This window comes from Gordonia sp. PDNC005 (assembly GCF_016919385.1).
In the GTDB taxonomy this organism is placed as follows: Bacteria; Actinomycetota; Actinomycetes; order Mycobacteriales; family Mycobacteriaceae; genus Gordonia.
Map to the genome: position 1 here is coordinate 3,213,878 of NZ_CP070351.1, position 19,131 is coordinate 3,233,008.

The 19,131-nt window shown below is 66.6% G+C and carries 20 protein-coding genes; 5 read left to right on the plus strand and 15 right to left on the minus strand.

The genetic code is table 11. From position 1 onward, the window contains the following. Nucleotides 1-44: 44 nt before the first annotated feature. The 7 genes from JVX90_RS15435 to mshA form a co-directional block, all read right to left on the minus strand. The gene (locus JVX90_RS15435) at nt 45-734 is read right to left on the minus strand and encodes a response regulator transcription factor (protein WP_205329580.1); all 690 of its coding nucleotides are present in this window, start codon (nt 732-734) and stop codon (nt 45-47) included. After that, the gene (locus JVX90_RS15440; RefSeq protein WP_205329581.1) at nt 731-1,900 is read right to left on the minus strand and encodes an ATP-binding protein; all 1,170 of its coding nucleotides are present in this window, start codon (nt 1,898-1,900) and stop codon (nt 731-733) included. The genes JVX90_RS15435 and JVX90_RS15440 overlap by 4 nt, the downstream gene beginning before the upstream one ends. 118 nt (nt 1,901-2,018) lie before the next feature. After that, entirely contained in the window at nt 2,019-2,324 is a 306-nt protein-coding gene (locus tag JVX90_RS15445) for a GNAT family N-acetyltransferase (protein WP_205329582.1), read from the minus strand. Between the two features lie 159 nt (nt 2,325-2,483). Next, nucleotides 2,484-3,230 carry a phosphoglyceromutase gene (locus tag JVX90_RS15450; RefSeq protein ID WP_205329583.1) on the minus strand — a complete coding sequence of 249 codons (747 nt, stop codon included), beginning with the start codon at nt 3,228-3,230 and terminating at the stop codon, nt 2,484-2,486. Nucleotides 3,231-3,298: 68 nt separating this feature from the next. After that, nucleotides 3,299-4,903 carry an AMP-binding protein gene (locus JVX90_RS15455; RefSeq protein WP_205329584.1) on the minus strand — a complete coding sequence of 535 codons (1,605 nt, stop codon included), beginning with the start codon at nt 4,901-4,903 and terminating at the stop codon, nt 3,299-3,301. Between the two features lie 82 nt (nt 4,904-4,985). Further along, entirely contained in the window at nt 4,986-5,531 is a 546-nt protein-coding gene (locus tag JVX90_RS15460; RefSeq protein ID WP_205329585.1) for a YbjN domain-containing protein, read from the minus strand. Nucleotides 5,532-5,560: 29 nt separating this feature from the next. Continuing rightward, nucleotides 5,561-6,880 (minus strand): D-inositol-3-phosphate glycosyltransferase, encoded by a 1,320-nt coding sequence (gene mshA, locus JVX90_RS15465; RefSeq protein WP_205329586.1) that lies wholly within the window; start codon nt 6,878-6,880, stop codon nt 5,561-5,563. Between the two features lie 217 nt (nt 6,881-7,097). Between mshA and JVX90_RS15470 the strand changes: the two genes are divergently transcribed. The 3 genes from JVX90_RS15470 to JVX90_RS15480 are packed head-to-tail and all read left to right on the plus strand — an operon-like array spanning nt 7,098 to nt 9,657. Beyond that, entirely contained in the window at nt 7,098-8,015 is a 918-nt protein-coding gene (locus JVX90_RS15470; protein ID WP_205329587.1) for a zinc ABC transporter substrate-binding protein, read from the plus strand. Further along, nucleotides 8,012-8,806 (plus strand): metal ABC transporter ATP-binding protein, encoded by a 795-nt coding sequence (locus tag JVX90_RS15475; RefSeq protein WP_205329588.1) that lies wholly within the window; start codon nt 8,012-8,014, stop codon nt 8,804-8,806. The genes JVX90_RS15470 and JVX90_RS15475 overlap by 4 nt, the downstream gene beginning before the upstream one ends. After that, entirely contained in the window at nt 8,803-9,657 is an 855-nt protein-coding gene (locus JVX90_RS15480) for a metal ABC transporter permease (protein WP_205329589.1), read from the plus strand. The genes JVX90_RS15475 and JVX90_RS15480 overlap by 4 nt, the downstream gene beginning before the upstream one ends. A 164-nt stretch (nt 9,658-9,821) precedes the next feature. Here JVX90_RS15480 and JVX90_RS15485 read toward each other — a convergent pair whose 3' ends face one another. Together JVX90_RS15485 and JVX90_RS15490 are read right to left on the minus strand one after the other, a co-directional pair. Continuing rightward, complete coding sequence (locus tag JVX90_RS15485) at nt 9,822-10,319, minus strand: DUF2599 domain-containing protein (protein ID WP_205329590.1); 498 nt, start codon at nt 10,317-10,319, stop codon at nt 9,822-9,824. Further along, entirely contained in the window at nt 10,316-11,887 is a 1,572-nt protein-coding gene (locus JVX90_RS15490) for a carboxylesterase/lipase family protein (protein ID WP_205329591.1), read from the minus strand. The genes JVX90_RS15485 and JVX90_RS15490 overlap by 4 nt, the downstream gene beginning before the upstream one ends. A 53-nt stretch (nt 11,888-11,940) precedes the next feature. On the opposite strand from JVX90_RS15490, the gene JVX90_RS15495 reads away from it, so the two are divergent. Further along, complete coding sequence (locus JVX90_RS15495) at nt 11,941-12,681, plus strand: 5-oxoprolinase subunit PxpA (protein ID WP_205329592.1); 741 nt, start codon at nt 11,941-11,943, stop codon at nt 12,679-12,681. Continuing rightward, entirely contained in the window at nt 12,678-13,583 is a 906-nt protein-coding gene (gene rarD, locus JVX90_RS15500; RefSeq protein ID WP_205329593.1) for an EamA family transporter RarD, read from the plus strand. Before JVX90_RS15495 ends, rarD begins: the two co-directional genes overlap by 4 nt. Here the strand turns inward: rarD and JVX90_RS15505 are convergent. The 6 genes from JVX90_RS15505 to JVX90_RS15530 form a co-directional block, all read right to left on the minus strand. Beyond that, a complete protein-coding gene (locus JVX90_RS15505) occupies nt 13,574-14,944 on the minus strand; it encodes a phosphatase PAP2 family protein (protein ID WP_240193919.1) in 1,371 nt (456 codons plus the stop codon). The genes rarD and JVX90_RS15505 overlap by 10 nt on opposite strands. A 99-nt stretch (nt 14,945-15,043) precedes the next feature. Continuing rightward, a complete protein-coding gene (gene rlmB / locus JVX90_RS15510) occupies nt 15,044-16,003 on the minus strand; it encodes a 23S rRNA (guanosine(2251)-2'-O)-methyltransferase RlmB (protein ID WP_205329594.1) in 960 nt (319 codons plus the stop codon). A gap of 3 nt (nt 16,004-16,006) precedes the next feature. Continuing rightward, complete coding sequence (cysS, locus tag JVX90_RS15515; protein WP_205329595.1) at nt 16,007-17,401, minus strand: cysteine--tRNA ligase; 1,395 nt, start codon at nt 17,399-17,401, stop codon at nt 16,007-16,009. 11 nt (nt 17,402-17,412) lie between these two features. Beyond that, on the minus strand, nt 17,413-17,877 hold the full coding sequence (ispF, locus tag JVX90_RS15520) for a 2-C-methyl-D-erythritol 2,4-cyclodiphosphate synthase (protein ID WP_205332449.1): 465 nt from the start codon (nt 17,875-17,877) through the stop codon (nt 17,413-17,415). Nucleotides 17,878-17,926: 49 nt separating this feature from the next. Further along, complete coding sequence (gene ispD, locus JVX90_RS15525) at nt 17,927-18,562, minus strand: 2-C-methyl-D-erythritol 4-phosphate cytidylyltransferase (RefSeq protein WP_205329596.1); 636 nt, start codon at nt 18,560-18,562, stop codon at nt 17,927-17,929. Nucleotides 18,563-18,585: 23 nt separating this feature from the next. After that, the gene (locus tag JVX90_RS15530; protein ID WP_008377447.1) at nt 18,586-19,074 is read right to left on the minus strand and encodes a CarD family transcriptional regulator; all 489 of its coding nucleotides are present in this window, start codon (nt 19,072-19,074) and stop codon (nt 18,586-18,588) included. Between the last annotated feature and the right edge of the window lie 57 nt (nt 19,075-19,131).

Sequence of the window (19,131 nt, forward strand, 5' to 3'; positions counted from 1 at the left end):
CAGGTGACCAGCGCCGAGTGAGTCGAAAGGTCCTGCCGATCAGATCACGGCTCGAATTTGTAGCCGAGACCGCGCACGGTGATGAGGTGCCGGGGTTGGGACGAGTCGGGCTCCACCTTCGAGCGCAGACGCTTGACGTGCACATCGAGCGTCTTGGTGTCTCCGACGTAGTCGGCGCCCCACACTCGATCGATGAGCTGGCTGCGTGTCAGGACTCGACCCGAGTTGCGCAGCAGATACTCGAGGAGGTCGAACTCCTTCAGCGGCAGCGTCACGTCGGTGCCACTGACGCTGACGGTGTGTCGCTGCACGTCCATGCGGACCGGTCCGACCTCGATGACGCCGATCGCTGCGTCCTCGTCGTCGGCCACCACTCCCCCGCGGCGCAGCACTGCGCGGATGCGGGCGATCAGTTCACGCGCCGAGTACGGCTTGGTGACGTAATCGTCGGCGCCCAGCTCCAGGCCGACGACCTTGTCGATCTCGCTGTCACGGGCGGTCACCATGATGACCGGCGTCGCCGACTTGGCGCGGATCAGCTTGCAGATCTCAGTGCCCGACACGCCGGGGAGCATGAGGTCGAGCAGGACGATGTCCGGGTTGATGCGCTCGAACGCGGGCAGCGCCTGCGTCCCGTCGTTGACGATGCTCGCCTCGAAACCCTCTTTGCGGAGTAGGAAGGCCAGCGGGTCGGCCAGCGATTCTTCATCCTCGACGATCAGTACGTGCGTCAAAGCGAAAGTTCCTCTTCTTTGTCCGGGTCGATGGGGATGTACAGGCTGAACGTGGAGCCGGTGCCCGGCTTGCTCCACAGCCCGATGTGGCCGCCATGGCTGGCTGCCACGTGCTTGACGATGGCGAGACCGAGACCGGTCCCGCCGGTTGCGCGCGAACGTGCCTTGTCGACGCGGTAGAAGCGTTCGAACACTCGCTGCTGATCGACCGGGGCGATGCCTATGCCTCGGTCGGTGATCGCGATCGCGATCATGTCGAGGTCGTCGATGACGACCCGCTTGCGGCTCACCGACACGACTTCGCCGGTCGGCGAATGATTGATCGCATTGACCAGCAGGTTGCTGAGAGCGGTGAGCAGCAAAGTGCGGTCCGCCTGCACGGACACCCGCGACGGCCCGTCGGTGACGAGGTCGATCTCGGCGATCTCCGCGGTGACGCCCGCAGCGGCGACGGCGTCGTCGACGAGGGCGTCGATGTCGACGCGCACGAAGTCGGCGATCGCTCCGTCCTGCAACCGAGACAGGCCGATCAACTCGTTGACGAGCGAGCCCATGCGCGTGGCCTCTTTGAGGACGCGGCGACCGAAGTGCTCGACGGCGGCCGGATCGTCACGGGACTCGAGCATCGCCTCGGCCATCAAACTGATGGCGCCGAGAGGTGTCTTCAACTCGTGGGAGACGTTCGCCGCGAAGTCACGGCGAGTGGCCTCGACACGCTGATTGGTGGAGTCGTCGTCGCCGTACACGAGGACGTAGCGCTGCCCGGTGAGGGCCGCGAGGCTCGCAACACACCGCACGGTCTCCACAGGGCGGTGCACCGTCCGGCCGGTGGAGACGAAGCCGAGCGACGACTGCGGAGGCGAGAAGTCGAAGTGCCGGTCCACGCCGGTGGTGAAGACCTCGGAGACCGCTTCGGCGACCCCGTCGGCCAGTACGTCCCGGACCATCCCGAGGTCTGCTGCTCGGTCGTTGTAGACGACCACGTTGTGGTATTCGTCGACGACGACGATGCCGGTCTCCGAGTGCGCGACCATCAAGGTCAGCAAGTCACTCCGCGAGACGTCTTGGGGCTGGAGGGCGTGAAGGTAGGAGGCGTCGACGTTCGCCGGGCCGAAGCGGCCGGCTGCGGCACCATCGATCAAGCGGTCACCGCTGGTCTCGGACACACCCGAATCCTACGTGTCATCGCCTGAAGTTCGCAGCCCGGGAAGCCACTCTTCGCGCAGCATTCACTGCCGGTCCACATGGGTTGCGTCGAGGTGAACCGACAGTGTGCGGAGCGTGTCAGGATGCGACGAGATCCGAGTACTCCGGATGCTTCTCCAGGTAACGCACCACGTACGAGCAGACGGGCACCACGGTCTGGTTCTTGGAGCGCACGTCGTCGAGGACGTGCTTGACGAGGTCTGCGGCGAAGCCGCGTCCACCGAAGCGGTCGTAGACCACCGTGTGCGTCAAGGCGAGTCGATCGCCGTCCTGCGTGTAGTCGACGTATCCGACCTCCAGCGCGTCGCCGTCGTCGTTCTCGAGGTCAGCGCGGTAGCGCTCACGCTCGGCCAGATGCGTCACCGAAATCGTCCCGTCAGCCATGCTTCCAATGTAGCCCAGGCCACACTTGTCTGCACGCGATGTCGGATGTCGCACGTTCAGCCTACGACCGGGCCCAAAGAGATCGCGCCACCTGCAGGTTTACCCTGCAGATGGCGCGATGTCCCGGTGTCTGCGAATCCGGCGAATCGACTCTTCGATCTACTTCGACTCGCCCTGAGCGGCGACGGCTGCCGCCCCTGCGGCAGCGGCCTCCGGATCGAGGTACTCACCGCCCGGGGTGACCGGACGGAGGTTCTCGTCGAGGTCGTAGCGCAACGGGTTGCCGGTCGGGATGTTCAGCTCCGCGATGTCGGCGTCGGAGATCCCGTCGAGGTATTTGACGAGGGCCCGCAGAGAGTTGCCGTGCGCTGCGACGAGAACTGTCTTGCCTGCGCGGAGATCGGCCTCGATCGTCTCGGTGTAGTACGGGATGAAACGTTCCACGACGTCGAGCAGGCACTCGGTGAGCGGCACGTCGATGCCGTCGTACCGCGGGTCCCCGGTCTGGCTGAACTCGGCGTCGGCCTCGATGGCCGGCGGCGGAGTGTCGTAGCTGCGGCGCCACAGCATGAACTGCTCGTCGCCGTACTTCGCCTTGGTCTCAGCCTTGTTGAGGCCCTGAAGTGCGCCGTAGTGACGCTCGTTCAGGCGCCAGTCGCGGACCACGGGGATCCAGTGCCGGTCGGCGGCGTCGAGCGCGAGCTGCGCGGTGGTGATCGCACGACGCAGGAGCGACGTGTAGAGCACGTCGGGGAGCAGGTTGTGCTCAACGAGCAGTTCGCCCGCGCGGACCGCTTCGGCGCGGCCCTTGTCGGTAAGGGCGACGTCGACCCAGCCGGTGAACTGGTTGGACGCGTTCCATTCGCTCTCGCCGTGCCGCATCAAGATCAAAGTGCCGTTGCTCATGGGAGCTAGTTTCTCATACGCCTTCCCTGTCGTTGAGCGACCGACGGCCGCTCAACGACAGGAAGGAGTTACTTGCGGAGGTCCTTGCGCAGGATCTTGCCCGACGCCGACTTCGGGACCGTCTCGATGAACTCGACCGCACGGACCTTCTTGTACGGCGCGACCCGCTCGGCGGTGAACGCGATGACCTCGTCCTCGGTCAGCTCGGCGCCCGGCTGGGTGACGACGAACGCCTTCGGGATCTCCTCGCCGTCGGCGTCATTGACTCCGATCACGGCGACGTCGGCGATCTGCGGATGCGTCAACAGCAGCGCCTCGAGCTCGGCGGGCGGAACCTGGTAGCCCTTGTACTTGATGAGCTCCTTGAGGCGGTCGACGATCGTGATGCAGCCTGACGCGTCGACGGTCGCCATGTCGCCGGTGCGCAGCCAACCGTCGTCTGTGATCGTCTCGGCAGTCGCGGCGTCGTTGTTGAGGTACCCGACCATGACGTTCGGTCCGCGGACCCACAGTTCACCGGGTGCCGAGACGCCTTCGCCGGGCTGATCGACGTCGGCGCCGGTGGCCGGGTCGACGATTCGATTCTCCGAGTTCGGGACGGCCCAGCCGACCGACGCGAGGGGTGCTTCGACTCCGACGGTTCCGGTTCCGCCGTCGAACGGGATCAGGTGACTGACGGGCGACAGTTCACTCATGCCGAATCCCTGCAGCATCCGCAGGTTCAGGCGCTGGGCGACGGCGTTGCCGAGCTCGGAGTCGAGCGGTGCGGCGCCGGACACCATCGTGTGCAGCGACGACAGGTCGTAGTTGTCGATGATCGGATGCTTGGCGAGCGCAACGGCGATGGGCGGCGCGATGAACGCATAGGTGACCTTGCGTTCCTGGATGTTCTCGAGGAACTCGACGAGGTCGAAGCGCGGCATGATGACCAGCGATGCGCGGGCGCGAAGTGCGGCGTTGAGCAGCACCGTCATGCCGTAGATGTGGAAGAACGGCAGGACGGCGATGATCACATCGTCTTCCTTCATTCCCTGCAGCGGGCGAATCTGCGCGACGTTCGACACCAGGTTGGCGTGGCTGAGCTTGACGCCCTTCGGGTTGCCGGTGGTGCCCGAGCTGTACGGGAGCGCGGCGATGTGAGTCGACGGATCGAAGGTGACGTCGGGTGCGGGGAGTCCCGCACCGAGCAGGTCGACGGCGTTCGGGTGACCGCTCGCGGCCTGCCCCTCACCGTCGAGCACCACGACGTCGGCGTCGTCGAAGCCCAGCTCACGTGCGGCTTCGAGCGCCTGCGGCGCCATCAGGGAGATCGTGACGATCATCCGCGCCTTCGAGTCGACGAGTTGCTTGCGGATCTCATTCGCGGTGAAGAGCGCATTGAGCGTGGTCGCAGTGGCGCCGGCGCGCAGGACTCCGTGGAAGACGGTCGCGAAAGCCGGAATGTTCGGCGACAGGATCGCGACGACGTCGCCCACCCCGATCCCGCGCGCGGCCAACGCACCTGCGGCAGCATCGATCTGGGCGACAAGCTGTCCGTACGTCGTCGTGGTGCCCGACTTCGGGTCGATGAGCGCGATCCGCTCGCGATCGGCGTCGGTCAGATCCGAGAACAGGAAGTCGTAAACGCCGACTTCCGGGATCTCGACGTTCGGGAACGGGGAAACGATGGTCATGTGGCGCCCTTCGGTGTGGGAGGAGTCACCGATGACCTTACCAACACTCGTTGTCAGAGTTAGGGCTGCCTCCCGCGGCGGGTCAGCCGTCGAGGGGAGCGATCTCGGGGAGATCGTCGGGATCGATGAGGTGAGCGAACGCCTCGAGGTTCTTCATCGGCTCGCCGCGCGCGGTGCGCCACGCCCATTCACGTTTGATCGACGTCAGAAAGCCGATCTCGAGGATCTGATTGAAGTCGCCGTCCGCCGCCTCGAGGACCTGACCGAGCACGCGGTCCACTTCATCCTGAGTCACCGCGTCGGCCGAGATCCGGCCGATCAAATAGATGTCACCCGCGTTGTCCAAGGTGTACGCCACCCCGTACAGGCGGCGGTTCCGCTTGAGCAGGTAGCGGTAGACCGCCTCGAACTCCTCGTCGGGTCTGCGGCACACGAAGGCCTCAACACGCACTCCATTGACTGCCGCGGTCAGCAGGACGGTGGTCTTGAGTTTTCGCTCACCCGGCAGCTCCACGACGAGGTGCTCCGACTTCGCGCCGCCGGACGACTTGCGCGCGTAATCGATCCCGGATGCGTCGAGCGCGGCGCGCAGCGGCTCGGAAAGGTCGTTCGCGTCGGATGTTGGCATGGGATGTCCCTCCAGTTCGTTTCGGTGCGTCAGACGGTGACGCGCGGGCGAGAGCGACGCCGACGCAGACCGAACAGCCCAGGCGAGCGGCCTGCGGCACGTCGGTAGGCGGTGGTCGCCCGCTCGTAGCTGGCGAGCAGCGCGTCGGTGGTGTGATCCCACGAGAACCCCTGGGCGTGCACCGCAGCGCGTGCACCGAGGCTGCGAAGTCGGGCGGGGTCGGCGAGGAGCGCGGCGAGCCGCGACGTCCACTGGTTGATGTCGTGGCCGTCGACGAGTTCGCCTGTCACCCCGTCGGCGACCGCGACTCCGAGTCCACCGACGTTCGCCGCGAGGACCGGAACCCCACACGCCTGAGCTTCCAGTGCCACCAGACCGAAACTCTCCGAGTAGCTCGGCACCGCCACCAGGTCGGACGCGCGGTACACGTCGGCCAGGTCGGTCGGCGATTGCGGCGGTAGGAAGGTGACACCCGCGGCGATCCCCAGGCTCGCCGCGAGTTCGATGAGTGCTTCGGGCAGTCCGAGTCCGTTGCCGGACGGTCCACCGACGACGAGTAGTCGGAGTCGGCCAGTCGAGTCGGCCCGGATCAGCGGCGCCATCGCCCGCATCAACACGTCGGGTGCTTTGAGCGGTTGAATCCGGCCGACGAACGTCACGATCACATCGTCGGGTGCAAGGCCGAAGCGCGCTCGAGCGGCGATCTTGTCGCCGGGCACGTAACGATCGAGATCGGCGCCGGGGACCACGATGTCCACCCGGTTCGGATCGGCTCCGTACAACTCGACGAGTTCGGATGCCTCGGTCGGAGTGTTGACCACCAGCAGATCGGCCTCGTCGACAACCTGCTGCTCGCCGATCACCCGCAGCTTCGGTTCCGCGGTGTCGCCTTCGGCGAGCGAGGCGTTCTTGACTGCGGCGAGCGTGTGCGCGGTGTGGACGAGCGGCACACCCCAGCGGTCCCTGGCCAGCCAGCCGACCTGACCCGACAGCCAGTAATGGGAGTGGATCAGGTCGTAGTAGCCGGGTTCCTGTGCGGCTTCTGCTCGCAGCACGTTCGCCGAGAAGGCACACAGCTGACCGGGCAGGTCACGCTTGTCGAGACCGTCGAACGGCCCGGCGGGCACATGCCGGACGGTGACGCCCGGCGCGGCCTCCACACTCGGTTCATCGGTCGACGATGTCGCCCTGGTGAAGATCTCCACCTCCACTCCTCGCTTCGCGAGGCGAGTCGCCGTCTGCCACGCGTAGACGTTGAGACCGCCCGCGTCACCGGTGCCCGGCTGTGCGAGCGGCGACGTGTGCACGGAGATGAGTGCCAAGCGCCGCGGGACATGTCGACCGGTCATGCCTCCAGGGTAGTGAATCCGCGGCCGGGTCTCCCCCGCGCCCGCACCCGCGACGTGACAGATGCGGGTTCGCGCATCGCTTCGACAAACGCGCGCGATCCGCTCTACGATTTGTCGGTAACGATTTTCATTACCTTCTGATCGTTCAGCCCGCATCACCGAGAGAGCCACGGACTTTTAATCCGCAGCTCGTAGAACCGAAAGTCTTCCTGTCGACATGTCTTCAGTCCGTTCATTCCGCGCCGTCGCGGCGCTCATCGCGGCCACCGCCCTGGTCGTCTCCTTGGCCGCATGCTCGGAGGAATCCGGCCCGAAGGACACCGACCATCCCGTCGTGGTCGCGTCGACCGACGTGTGGGCCTCCGTCGCCTCCGCGGTCAGCGGAGAGAACGCCGACGTCAGCGCACTCTTCTCGGTACCCGGCGGGGATCCGCATGAGTTCGAGCCGACAAACGCCGACACTGCGCGTGTGCTCGACGCGAATGTGATCGTCATGAACGGCGGCCATTACGACGAGTACATGGAGCGCGCCGCCGCCGACGCGAAGGGCGTCAAGGTGACCGCGCTGGAGGGCGCATCGGATGCGGGAGGCCACGAGGGACACTCTCACTCGGAGGAGCACGCGTTCTACGACCTCGCCGTCGTCGCCGACACCGCCGACCGCATCGCCGACGCGTTGGCCGAGGTGGCACCCGCACACGCCGACGCCTACCACTCGAACGCGAAGGCGTTCCGCACCGACGTCGACGCCCTGCGTGCCCGGATGTCCGTCATCGGACGCACACATCCGAACACCCGCGTAGCGGCGACCGAACCGCTCGCGACTGCTCTCCTCGAGTCTGCCGGGATCTCCGATGTGGCGCCTGCCGGATTCACGGCGGCCGTCGAAGAAGGCCAGTCCCCGTCTGCCGCGGACCGCGCCGCATTCGACGATCTGCTCACCGGTCGCAAGGTGTCCGCGCTGATCTACAATGTGCAGGCCGTCGACGCCGCCACCGAAGCCGTGCTCGCCACCGCGAACAAGGCCGGAGTACCCGTCGTTCAGTTCACCGAGACGCTGCCGGACGGCGTCACCGACTACATCGCATGGCAGTCCGCTCAGATCGCCGCGCTTGAGAGGGCCCTCACCAAGTGACCGAACCCGTACTGCGGTTCACCGGTTCCGAACTGTCGTTCGGATCTCGTACCCTCTGGCGTGACCTCGATCTCGACGTCGAGCCGGGTGAGTTCATCGCCGTGCTCGGACCGAACGGCTCCGGCAAGACGACTCTCCTGCGCACAGTCCTCGGCCAGACGTCGACAACGGCGGGGACGATGACCGTCAACGGCAGACTCGGGTACATCCCCCAGCAGCACGCCGACGATTCCGACACGATGATGCTCCGCGGCCGCGACCTCGTCGGGTTCGGCGCGGACGGCACTTCGTGGGGTCTGGGGCTCCGCGGACTGCGCACGCGTCGCGCCCAGGTCGACGCGGCTCTCGCCGAGGTCGACGCGACGCGCTACGCCTCGAGCCCTGTCGGTCTGCTGTCCGGCGGTGAGCAGCAGCGGCTGCGCATCGCACAAGCCCTCACTCGCGATCCGGCGATCCTGCTCTGCGACGAACCGCTCGCCAGTCTCGACCTGAAGAGCCAACAACTCGTCGTCGACCTGCTCGACGCGCGTCGCCGCCGGGCAGACACTGCGATCCTGTTCGTGACGCACGAGTTGAATCCCGTCCTCCCGTTCGTCGACCGCGTCCTCTACCTCGCGGGTGGGCAGTTCAGAGTCGGCACCGTCGACGAGGTGATGAACTCGAAGACCCTCTCCGAGCTCTACGGCAGTCCGATCGACGTGCTTCGCATCGGCGGTCGCCTTGTCGTCGTCGGCGGCGAGGACTCCCACCATTGCATCGAGCACGGATACGCCGACGAGGCCGTCTCGTGACGACCACCGTCCTCGCCGCCGACATGGGCAACTTCTGGAACTTCACACAGACCGGCGATCTGCTCTCGCGTGCGTTTGTGCAGCAGTCGCTTGTCGCCGTCGCACTGCTCGGCTTGATCGGCGGTGTGCTCGGCCCGATGATCGTGGCCCGTCAGATGAGCTTCGCCGTCCACGGTGCAGCCGAATTGTCGTTCACCGGCGCCGCGGCCGCACTGCTCGCCGGGGTCGGCGTGAACATCGGTGGCGTGATCGGCGCAGTCGTCGCGGCCGCCGTGTTCGGTCTGCTCGGGCAGCGCGCACGCGAACGGGACTCGGTGATCGGCGTCGTGATGGCGTTCGGACTCGGCCTCGGTGTTCTGTTTCTGAGCCTCTACGGCCGTGTCGGGACCGGATTCGCATTGCTGACCGGGCAGGTTGTCAGCGTCGGACGGGATGGACTGATCGCAGTCGGCATCACCGCCGTGGTTGTTCTCACCGTGTTCGCGATCATCTACCGGCCGCTGCTGTTCGCGAGTCTCGACCCGCGCGTCGCCGAGACGGCAGGCGTCCCCACTCGCCTGCTCTCGGTGGTCTTCGCCGTCCTCGTCGGCCTGGCCGCCGCGCAGGGCGTTCAGATCATCGGCGCTCTGCTGGTGATGAGCCTGCTCATCACGCCTGCGGCGGCAGCGTCCCGATTGTCGGCGAACCCGACCGTTGTGTTGATGCTGTCCGTGGTGTTCGCCGAGGCCGCCGCAGTCGGCGGCTTGGTGCTCTCGCTGGCTCCCGAACTCCCCGTCTCGGTGATGGTCACCTCGATCTCGTTCGCGATCTATCTGGGCTGCCGTGTGTTCGGAATGCGCCGACGAGACTGACTAGACGGTTGATTCCCGGGATGACGACCCCAATCCGCCACCGTCGGAACGTTGTGCCGCAAAAGTCACATAGGTGTGGTGCACGAAACGCGCCCCGGTGTTACGTTCCTGCCAGATCGTGGAGGAAGGACGCGTACCTCGAGAATCCCGCTGACGGTTGTCGCTCAGTTCGCCTCTTCCTTCGCACCCGGGTTGCATCGGGTCGAGATCATCTCGGTCTCGGAGACGACGGGGCGGGAAGGTTCGAGATTCCAGCTGGGCTTGTCCGGCTGAACGATCCTGGCGAAGGTCCAGTGGCAGTCGAACTGCGCCTTCATCCCCGGAGTGTCGCCGTCGGGTGCGATCGCGAGGACCTCACGCCACGCCTCCGCGCCCGCTGTGACGCCGACGACCCGACGACCGTTCGCTGTCGGACGGATCTGCAGGCTCGCGCCCACATCGGTCTGCACCCAATCGGCACCCGCGATGTACGGCGGCGGCAGGGTGTTCGGGATCGAGGAACTCCCGCTGCTCGACAGGTCTGAGCTCGAGGAGACCGGCGTGGACGACGCGGTGAGCGTGGGTGACGCCGGCGCGGCCGGGTCCGTCCCGCATGCTGCGAGAACGACGGCGCCTGCCGCGGCCGCGGCCACCACCAGCGACATCGGTCGCACGCGCCTCATCGGGTCGCCTCGACCAGCACCGCCGCGGGCACATGGACCCGCTCCCATGCAGCGCGACGTGCACCGTCGGGATCACGCACCACACGCGGTGGGTCGTCGAGGATCATCACGCGACGGTCGCCCTTCCGGTACGCGGGCCATGCGGGCGACGGCACACCCTTACGCGCGAACCACGTCCAGTTCGACTGCATGGTCGCGGTGATCCGCTTCGTCGAACCCCAACTGCCCGCCGCCGCGAGACCGACACCGATCGGGTCGCGGTAGATGCCGAACACCGCGAGGAGCTCTGTCGCATGCGTCGCGCCGATACCTGTCGCGTTGAGGAGGGCGGGCGCGTAGTCGTAGCGGTAGACGTAGGTCGGCGCCGTCTCGCTGTGGTACCCGGCGAAGCGGATCGTCGGTTCCCAGAACGTCGCATCCGCGGACATGCGAACCTGGTCTCGCTCACCCGGATACAGGAGCTCGAGCTCCATCCGGATCTCCGGATCGTCGACGCCGACGAGCGCCTGTGCGGCATCGGGCATGATGTCCCAGAATCTGGCGAACAACTCGCCTTCGTCCTTGTTGTTGCCGATGATCGTCGGAACCGGCAACGTGTTGCCGTCCCGAGCCGCGTCGAGCGGCGCCTGCGGCAGGTACTCGCCGTCCACGGTCGGCGCGAACGGCATCGGGTTCGACAGGTTCGCGCTGCGCGCGAACCCGAGCAGCTTGTTGCCGATCCGCAGCAGTTCATGCGCCGACGCGCCGTCGAGGATGCGCGCGACGTCTGTCGGGTCGAGTGGTTCCTCGGTGCGCTCGGGTCCCCTTCGGCGGGTCGGGTCGGCGACGAGGCGGACGAACTCGTCGGCGAAGATCCGCGAGTTCTCCTTCGACACGATCAGCTCGGGCGCAGGGCTCTGCGAGATGGCCCGCGAGAACAGCCCCCGTGCCGACGGCGTGGACAGCAGTGTCAGGACCGCCGAGCCGCCCGCGCTCTCACCGAAGACGGTCACCCGGTCCGGGTCCCCACCGAACGCGCCTATGTTGCGCTGGACCCATTCCAGTCCGGCGACCATGTCCCGGAGCCCGACGTTCGAGTCGAAACGCCGCTCGGGAGTCGAGTAGTCGCTGAGATCGAGGAAGCCGAACGGACCGAACCTGTAGTTCACGGTCACCACGATCACGTCGCGGCTCCGCGCCAGGTACGAACCGTCGTAGATGGGCGTCGACGTACCGCCGAGGATGTAGGCCCCGCCGTAGTTGAAGACCATCACCGGGCGTGGCGTCACTGACGCCGTGGTCGGCGCGAAAACGTTGAGCGTCAGGCAGTCCTCACTGCGCGGCTGGAACCGACCCGAAGCCCGCGCGGTGAACAGCTTCTCCTGCACCGGCGCCGGACCGTAGTCGAAGCACTCGAGCGTTCCCGGCCACGGCGTGACCGGTTCCGGTGCGTGCCAACGCTTCTCGCCGACTGGCGGCGCAGCGAACGGGATGCCCTTCCAGGAGATCGTGCCGCGACGCGAACCGCGTCCACGCTTGCCCTGCACCGCGCCCTCGACGAGCGACACCACCGTGTCCATCACTGCCATGACGCCAAGAGTATCCGGTGGTCGATCGGCGCCGGCGACACTAGGCTCGGTGCATGCCACGGCTCTGGATCGACCTCAACGCCGACCTCGGAGAAGGCGTCGGCGACGACAGCGCGATGATGCCGCTGATCAGCAGTGCGAACATCGCATGCGGCTTCCACGCAGGCACCCCGACAGTCCTTCTGAACTCCTGCCGAGAAGCCGTCCGATTCGACGTGCGGATCGGCGCCCAAGTGTCCTATCCCGACCTCGCGGGGTTCGGACGACGGTTCATCGACGTCGCGCCCGAGGACCTCATCGCCGACGTGCTGTACCAGGTCGGGGCGCTCACCGCGCTCGCGTCGACGGTCGGCGGCCGAGTCGCGTACGTGAAGCCCCACGGCGCGCTCTACAACACTGTCGTCCACCACGAGGCACAGGCGCGTGCGCTGGTGGAGGCTGTCCGGCGCACCGGCCTCGAGCTGATGTGCCTGCCTGGATCTGCCGCCCAGCGTTTCGCTCGGGAGGCGGCGGTTCCCGTGATCATCGAGGCCTTCGCCGATCGCGGATACACACCCGAGGGCACGCTGGTGCCCCGTTCGGAGCCCGGGGCCCTGCTGACCGACTCCGATGAGATCGCCGCCCGCGTAGTGGACCTGGCCAGAACCGGCCGGATCACCGCGGTCGACGGCACGGTGGTGGACGCGGAGGCCGACTCGGTCTGTCTCCACGGCGACACTCCGGGCGCCGTCGAACACGCCCGCGCCGTGCGCACCGCGTTGGCCGACGCCGGTGTGGACGTGGCGGCTCGATGAGGTCCGAATCGTCGAAGGGGCTGGCCGCGGGGCTTCTGGCGTACGGGACATGGGGATTGTTCCCCCTGTTCTTCGATGCACTGCGCCCGACCGGAGCCTGGGAGATCCTGGCTCACCGAATCGTCTGGACGCTGCTGCTGTGCCTGGTCGTCCTACTCGTGATGAGGGATTGGCGTTGGATCGCCGACCTCCGCGGACAGTGGCGGCTGCTGGCCGGCGTGAGCATCGCGGCCGTGCTGATCGCGATCAATTGGGTCGTCTACGTCGCAGCGGTGACCTCTGGCCACACCAGCGACGCCGCACTGGGCTACTTCCTCAATCCACTCGTCACCGTGGCACTCGGAGTGGTGGTTCTGCGCGAACGACTACGCCCGCTGCAGTGGGCCGCGGTAGGCGTCGGTGTGGTGGCCGGCCTGTACCTGTCGATCGCGGGTGGCCACTTCCCCACGACGTCCCTCGCCCTGGCCGGCTCGTTTGCGCTGTACGGACTGGCCAAGAAGAAGGTCGGGGCGCACTTGTCGGCGCTGCGTGGACTCACGTTGGAGACCGCCGTCTTGACTCCCGCCGCCGTGGTGATCCTCGGGCTGGTGGGAATGTCCGGATCGGGCCTCGACTTCGGGCGGCATGGGACGGTGCACACGGCCCTGCTCTGCCTGTCCGGCGTTGCGACCGCCGTTCCATTGCTGCTGTTCGCCTCGGCGGCACGGCGCATTCCGCTCGTGACGATCGGGCTGATCCAGTTCATCACACCGGTCATCCAACTGCTGTGCGCCGTCACGGTGCTCGGCGAGCATCTGCCCACTCAGCGTTGGATCGGTTTCGGCATCGTGTGGGCCGCGCTGATCCTGCTGTCGATCGACAGCGCCATGGCCATCCGGGCCGCGCGCACGCCTCAGATCTGAGAACGCTGCGCGAAGAATTTCGGGCGACGACCGGGAAGCGTCGGCCCGCCGGGGCGGTCTTCGACGGACAGCAGTTCCGGCCGTTCCACGAGGAGGAAGCCCGCCGCGGTCAGCACCAGGGGCGCGAGTAGAAGTGCAGTCGCAGCCGCCCCACCCGTCGCGAGCTCCATCGCGGCGTATCGCGTCAACGCGAGGAGGCCCGCGAACATCGCGGCACCCATCAAGACCACGCCCATCCGGATTCTGGTCCATCCGATCTCAGGGCGCGTGAGTGCGGCCTCCAAGGTCAAGGTGAAGACAGCGCCCGCGAGAACGTCGACGGCGTAGTGGAATCCGAACCCGAGAGTAGCGCCCGTGGTCGCGATCAACCAGAACGTTCCGAAGATCCGTGACGCGGTGGATCCCCGCCAGCCGTGCAGGAAGATCGCCATCGCCCACGCGGTGTGCAGACTCGGCATGCAGTTCCGAGCGATGAACTGGCTGTAGGGGGCGGCGACGGGCTCGGTGATGTCGGGGTTGACCCACGGCCACACGTCTTGCCAGCCCGCGCCCGCCAGCTCATGTCCGAACGCATAGGTCGGGCCGACGACCGGGAAGATGAAGTAGACGATCGGACCGATCATGCCAATGATCAGGAAGGTCCGCACGATGTGGTGTCGTGGGAAGCCGTCGCGAGCGACGTTCCGCAGTTGGAAGAACGCGATCACCGCGGCGCCGACCGGCAGGTAGACGTACACGCGGCTGCACACTTCGGTGAGGAAGGCACTGTCGGTGACCACTCGTCCGACCGCCCAGGACGGCGAGCCGAGCGCACGGTCCGCGAGTTCGACGTACTCGTCGAGCACGGTGGTGTTCGCCTTCGTCGACAGGACGAGCCAGGCGTCGCCCACGCGGCCCATGACGATGAGCATCATTCCGAGGCCGACGGCTTTGAGCGTGGCGGCCTTCTCGGTGCCGTGGAGCTTCCAGAACGCGAACACGGCCGTCCCGACCAGACCCCAGAGGATGCCGTTTCCGATGGTTCCCGGGTCGCCGACGATCAGCCGCTGCAGATTCCAGACGCCTTCGAGCGCAAGAACACCCCCGAGGACCCACCAGCGCAGCCGTGCGGGCATGCAGACGAGAGCAAGGATCAGGCCGGCCATCTTGATCTCACCGATGCCGGGCCGTCCGACGAAGTCGTGAGCGAGCAGGTCTACCGGACCGCGGATGTCGAAGTTCAACGACACGATCTGGATCACGACGACAAACGCCGCAAGAACCCCGACCACGAAGGACCATCCGCGCACGCCGAGTTCCACGCGCCGCTTCGACAGAACGCGGACGCGATCAAGAATCCCGAGCCGCGACTGGTACAACACGGGTTACAGGCTAACGAACAATCAGGAAAATCCGAGAATCCTGTTGCCCGAATGTCATTCAGATGACACCTTGCGCACGATATGTGCGCGGAAAGTCCCCTATGCCAGCCGGCGTTGGCGCGCGAACTCCGCCAGAACGACTCCCGCCGCGACCGATGCGTTCAGACTTTCCACATCACCTGCCATCGGGACCGACAGGATCGAATCACACGTCTCACGGACGAGGCGGGACAGCCCCTTGCCTTCCGATCCGACCACAACGACCACCGGGCCGGTGCCGTCGTACTCGTCGAGCGTCACGTCGCCGCCGGCGTCCAGTCCGACGATCTGCGCGCCCGACTTCGCCCACTCGACAAGAGTGCGTGTCAGATTCGGGGCTTGTGCGACGGGAAGTCGTGCCGCGGCACCCGCGCTGGTTCGCCAGGTGACCGCCGTGACACCCGCACTACGGCGCTGTGGAATCAGCACACCGTGGCCGCCGAACGCGGCGACCGAACGGATGACGGCCCCGAGGTTGCGGGGATCGGTGATGTTGTCGAGCGCCACGATCAGCGGCTGTCGCGACGACGCGCGCGCATCGGCCATCAGATCGTCTGGGTGCGCGTACCGATACTCGGGCACCTGCAGGGCGAGACCCTGGTGCAGGCCGTTCGGCGACATACGGTCGAGTTCGGGTTTGCCGACCTCGAGGATCGAGATGCCACGGTCTCCCGCGGTCTGCACGGCTTCACGGACTCGCTCATCGGCCTCGATCGAGGTCATCACGTACAGAGCCGTCGCGGGAACCTTCGCCCGTAGGCATTCGACGACCGGATTGCGGCCGAGGACGTACTCCGGACCGCCGTCGTCGGACTTCCGCTGATTTCGCGGACGCCCGGCCGCCGCCTTCGCGGTGGCCTTGGCCTTCTTGTGCGCCACGTGGTACACGCGGTCCTCGGCCTTCGGGGTCGCGCCGCGTCCCTCCAGGCCACGACGCCGCTGCCCTCCGGAGCCGACACTCTGGCCCTTCTTGCTGCCGTCCTTGCGGACGGCGCCTTTACGCTGCGAATTGCCGGCCATGCTTCAGTCCTTCGTCTTCAGCGCCCACTGGGCGCCGTCGGGTGTGTCGGTGACGTCGACGCCTGCCGCTGCGAGGCGGTCACGAACCTCGTCGGCGGCGGTCCAGTCCTTGGCGGCACGCGCGGTCGCGCGCCGATCGAGTTCGGCGCGAATCAACACGTCGAGTGCTGCAGTCGCCGCGTCGTCGGAGTCGGCCGACGACGCCCAGTGCTCGTCGAGCGGATCGGTTCCGAGGATCGAGGTCATCGCCCGCACCGACGCCGCGACCGCAAGCGCCTTCTCGCCGTCGCCCGCTTCGAGTGCGGTGTTTCCCTCACGTACCGCGTTGTGCACGGCGGCCATCGCCGCGGGGACGCCGAGATCGTCGTCGAGAGCCGTCGCGAAGTCGTCGTTGACGTCGCCGACGGGCACGTCCGCGACACGTTCCGCGACACGCTTCACGAACGACTCGATACGACGGAAACCCGCCGCGGCCTCGTGCAGGGCGCCCTCGGAGTACTCGAGCATCGATCGGTAATGCGCACTGCCGAGGTAGTAGCGCAATTCCACGGGCCGCACCTTGGTGAGCATCGTCGGGATGGAGACGACGTTGCCGAGCGACTTGCTCATCTTCTCGCCACTCATCGTCACCCAGCCGTTGTGCAGCCAGTACTGCGCGAAGCCATCGCCCGCGGCGTGACTCTGCGCTATTTCGTTCTCGTGGTGCGGGAACACCAAATCCATGCCGCCGCAATGGATGTCGAACTCGGGTCCGAGCAACGACGTCGCCATCGCGGAGCATTCGAGATGCCATCCGGGCCGACCGTGTCCCCACGGCGTGGGCCACGACGGCTCGCCCGGCTTCGCCGCCTTCCACAGTGTGAAATCGCGCGGGTCGCGCTTTCCGGTGCCCGCACTCTCACCCTGGTGGACGTCGTCGAGCTTGTGCCCCGACAGACTGCCGTAGTCCGGTTGGCTCATCACGTCGAAGTACACGTTGCCGTCGGCGACATACGCGTGTCCGCGGTCGATGAGGCGTTCCATGTACTCGACCATCTGAGTGACGTAGCCGGTGGCGCGCGGCTCCGCCGAGGGCGGCAAGACGTTCAGCGCGTCGTATGCGGACGTGAACGCACGTTCGTGCGTCGTCGCCCACTCCCACCACGGCCGTCCGGCCTCATCGGCTTTGCGGAGGATCTTGTCGTCGATGTCGGTGATGTTTCGGATGAACAGGACGTCGAAGCCACGGTGAGTGAGCCACCGCCGGAGGACGTCGAACGCGATCCCGCTGCGGACGTGCCCGATGTGAGGCACACCCTGGACTGTTGCGCCGCACAGGTACACGCCGACCGTCCCCGGTCGAAGGGGAACGAAGTCGCGGACCTCGCGGGAAGCGGTGTCGTACAGGCTAAGCGTCACGGCCTGCGATTCTACTTGAGCGCGAGCAGCGCGGTGGCCACTGCGGCGACACCCTCACCGCGGCCGGTCAGACCGAGCCCGTCAGTGGTGGTCGCAGACACCGACACCGGCGCGCCCAGGAGCCCTGACAGGACCTCTTGGGCCTCGCTGCGACGCGGACCGATCTTCGGTCGGTTGCCGATGATCTGCACGGCGGCGTTGACCGGCGTGAAACCCGCATCGTCGAGCAGTCCGACGACATGCCGCAGCATCGCCTCACCCGTCACGTTTCGCCATTCGGGTCGGTCGACTCCGAACACGAGACCGAGGTCGCCGAGTCCAGCGGCCGACAGCAGCGCATCGCACAGCGCATGGACGCCGACGTCGCCGTCCGAGTGGCCCGAGCAGCCGTCGGCGTCGGCGAAGAGGAGCCCGACCATCCAACAGTCACGGCCGGATTCGATCGGGTGGACGTCGGTTCCGATGCCGACTCGCATGCTGGTGGCCTCCTGAGGCGTGCGGACTGTGTGGTTCACGCTGTGTGGTTCACGCCAGCAGTCGTGCCAGGCGCAGGTCGAACGGTGTGGTCACTTTGAACGCCATCGCATCGCCGTCGATCACGTGGACGCCGACGCCGAGCGCCTCCACGAGGCCCGCGTCGTCGGTGGCGTCCTGCGCGCCCGCGTGGGCGCGACGCAGCAGGTCGGTGGTGAACCCCTGGGGTGTCTGCACGGCCCGCAGGACAGATCGATCGACAGTGTCGGTCACGAATTGTGCGTCGTCGACCCTCTTCAAGGTGTCGGCGACGGGAAGTCCTGGCACAACGGCCGCATCCCCACTGTGCAGTGCCTCGACGACCGCCGCGAACAGCGCGGGGGGTGTCAGTGGTCGCGCTGCGTCGTGGACGAGTACCAGTTCGGCGTCGGTGACGGCGAGGGCCGCCCGTACCGAGTCACTCCGTTCCGCACCCCCGACGACAACGCGCGCAGCGGGAACTAGCTGCTGCGCGCGGTCGACGAGTTCTTCCGGGACTGCTACGACGATGTCGTCGATCACCCCGGATTCGCGGGCGGCGGCGACGCTGCGCTCAAGCAGCGTCGAACCGCCCACCTCTACGAACGCCTTCGGCTTGGATTCACCCAGACGAGTGCCCATGCCTGCGGCGGGAATCAGTGCGGCCACCCGACGGCGGCCACTGTGAGCGATCAGGACGCTGCAGCCAGGATCTCGTCGAGGATGCTGTCGGCCTTCTCGTCATCGGTGTTGCGAGCGAGCGAGAGCTCGTCGACCAGCACCCGACGCGCACGGGTCAGCATGCGCTTCTCACCTGCGGAGAGCCCGCGGTCCTGCTCACGACGCCACAGGTCGCGGACGATCTCGGCGACCTTGATGATGTCGCCCGAGTTCAGCTTCTCCTGGTTGGCCTTGAAGCGACGGGCCCAGTTCGTGGGCTCCTCCACGTTCGGAGCACGCAACACCTGGAAGACTTCGTCGAGCCCCTCTTCGCCGACCACGTCACGGACGCCGACATACTCGAGCTTGCTCGAGGGAATCTGCACCGTCATGTCGCCGTCTGCGACCTTCAGGACCAGGTATTCGACTTCTTCACCCTTGATGGTCCGAACAACGATGTTCTCGATCCGAGCAGCACCGTGATGGGGGTACACAACGGTGTCGCCAACTTTGAAATTCAATGTTTCCCTACCCTTCCGAGTGTTACCAGTGTAACACCCGCCCTCCGACACCTTTTC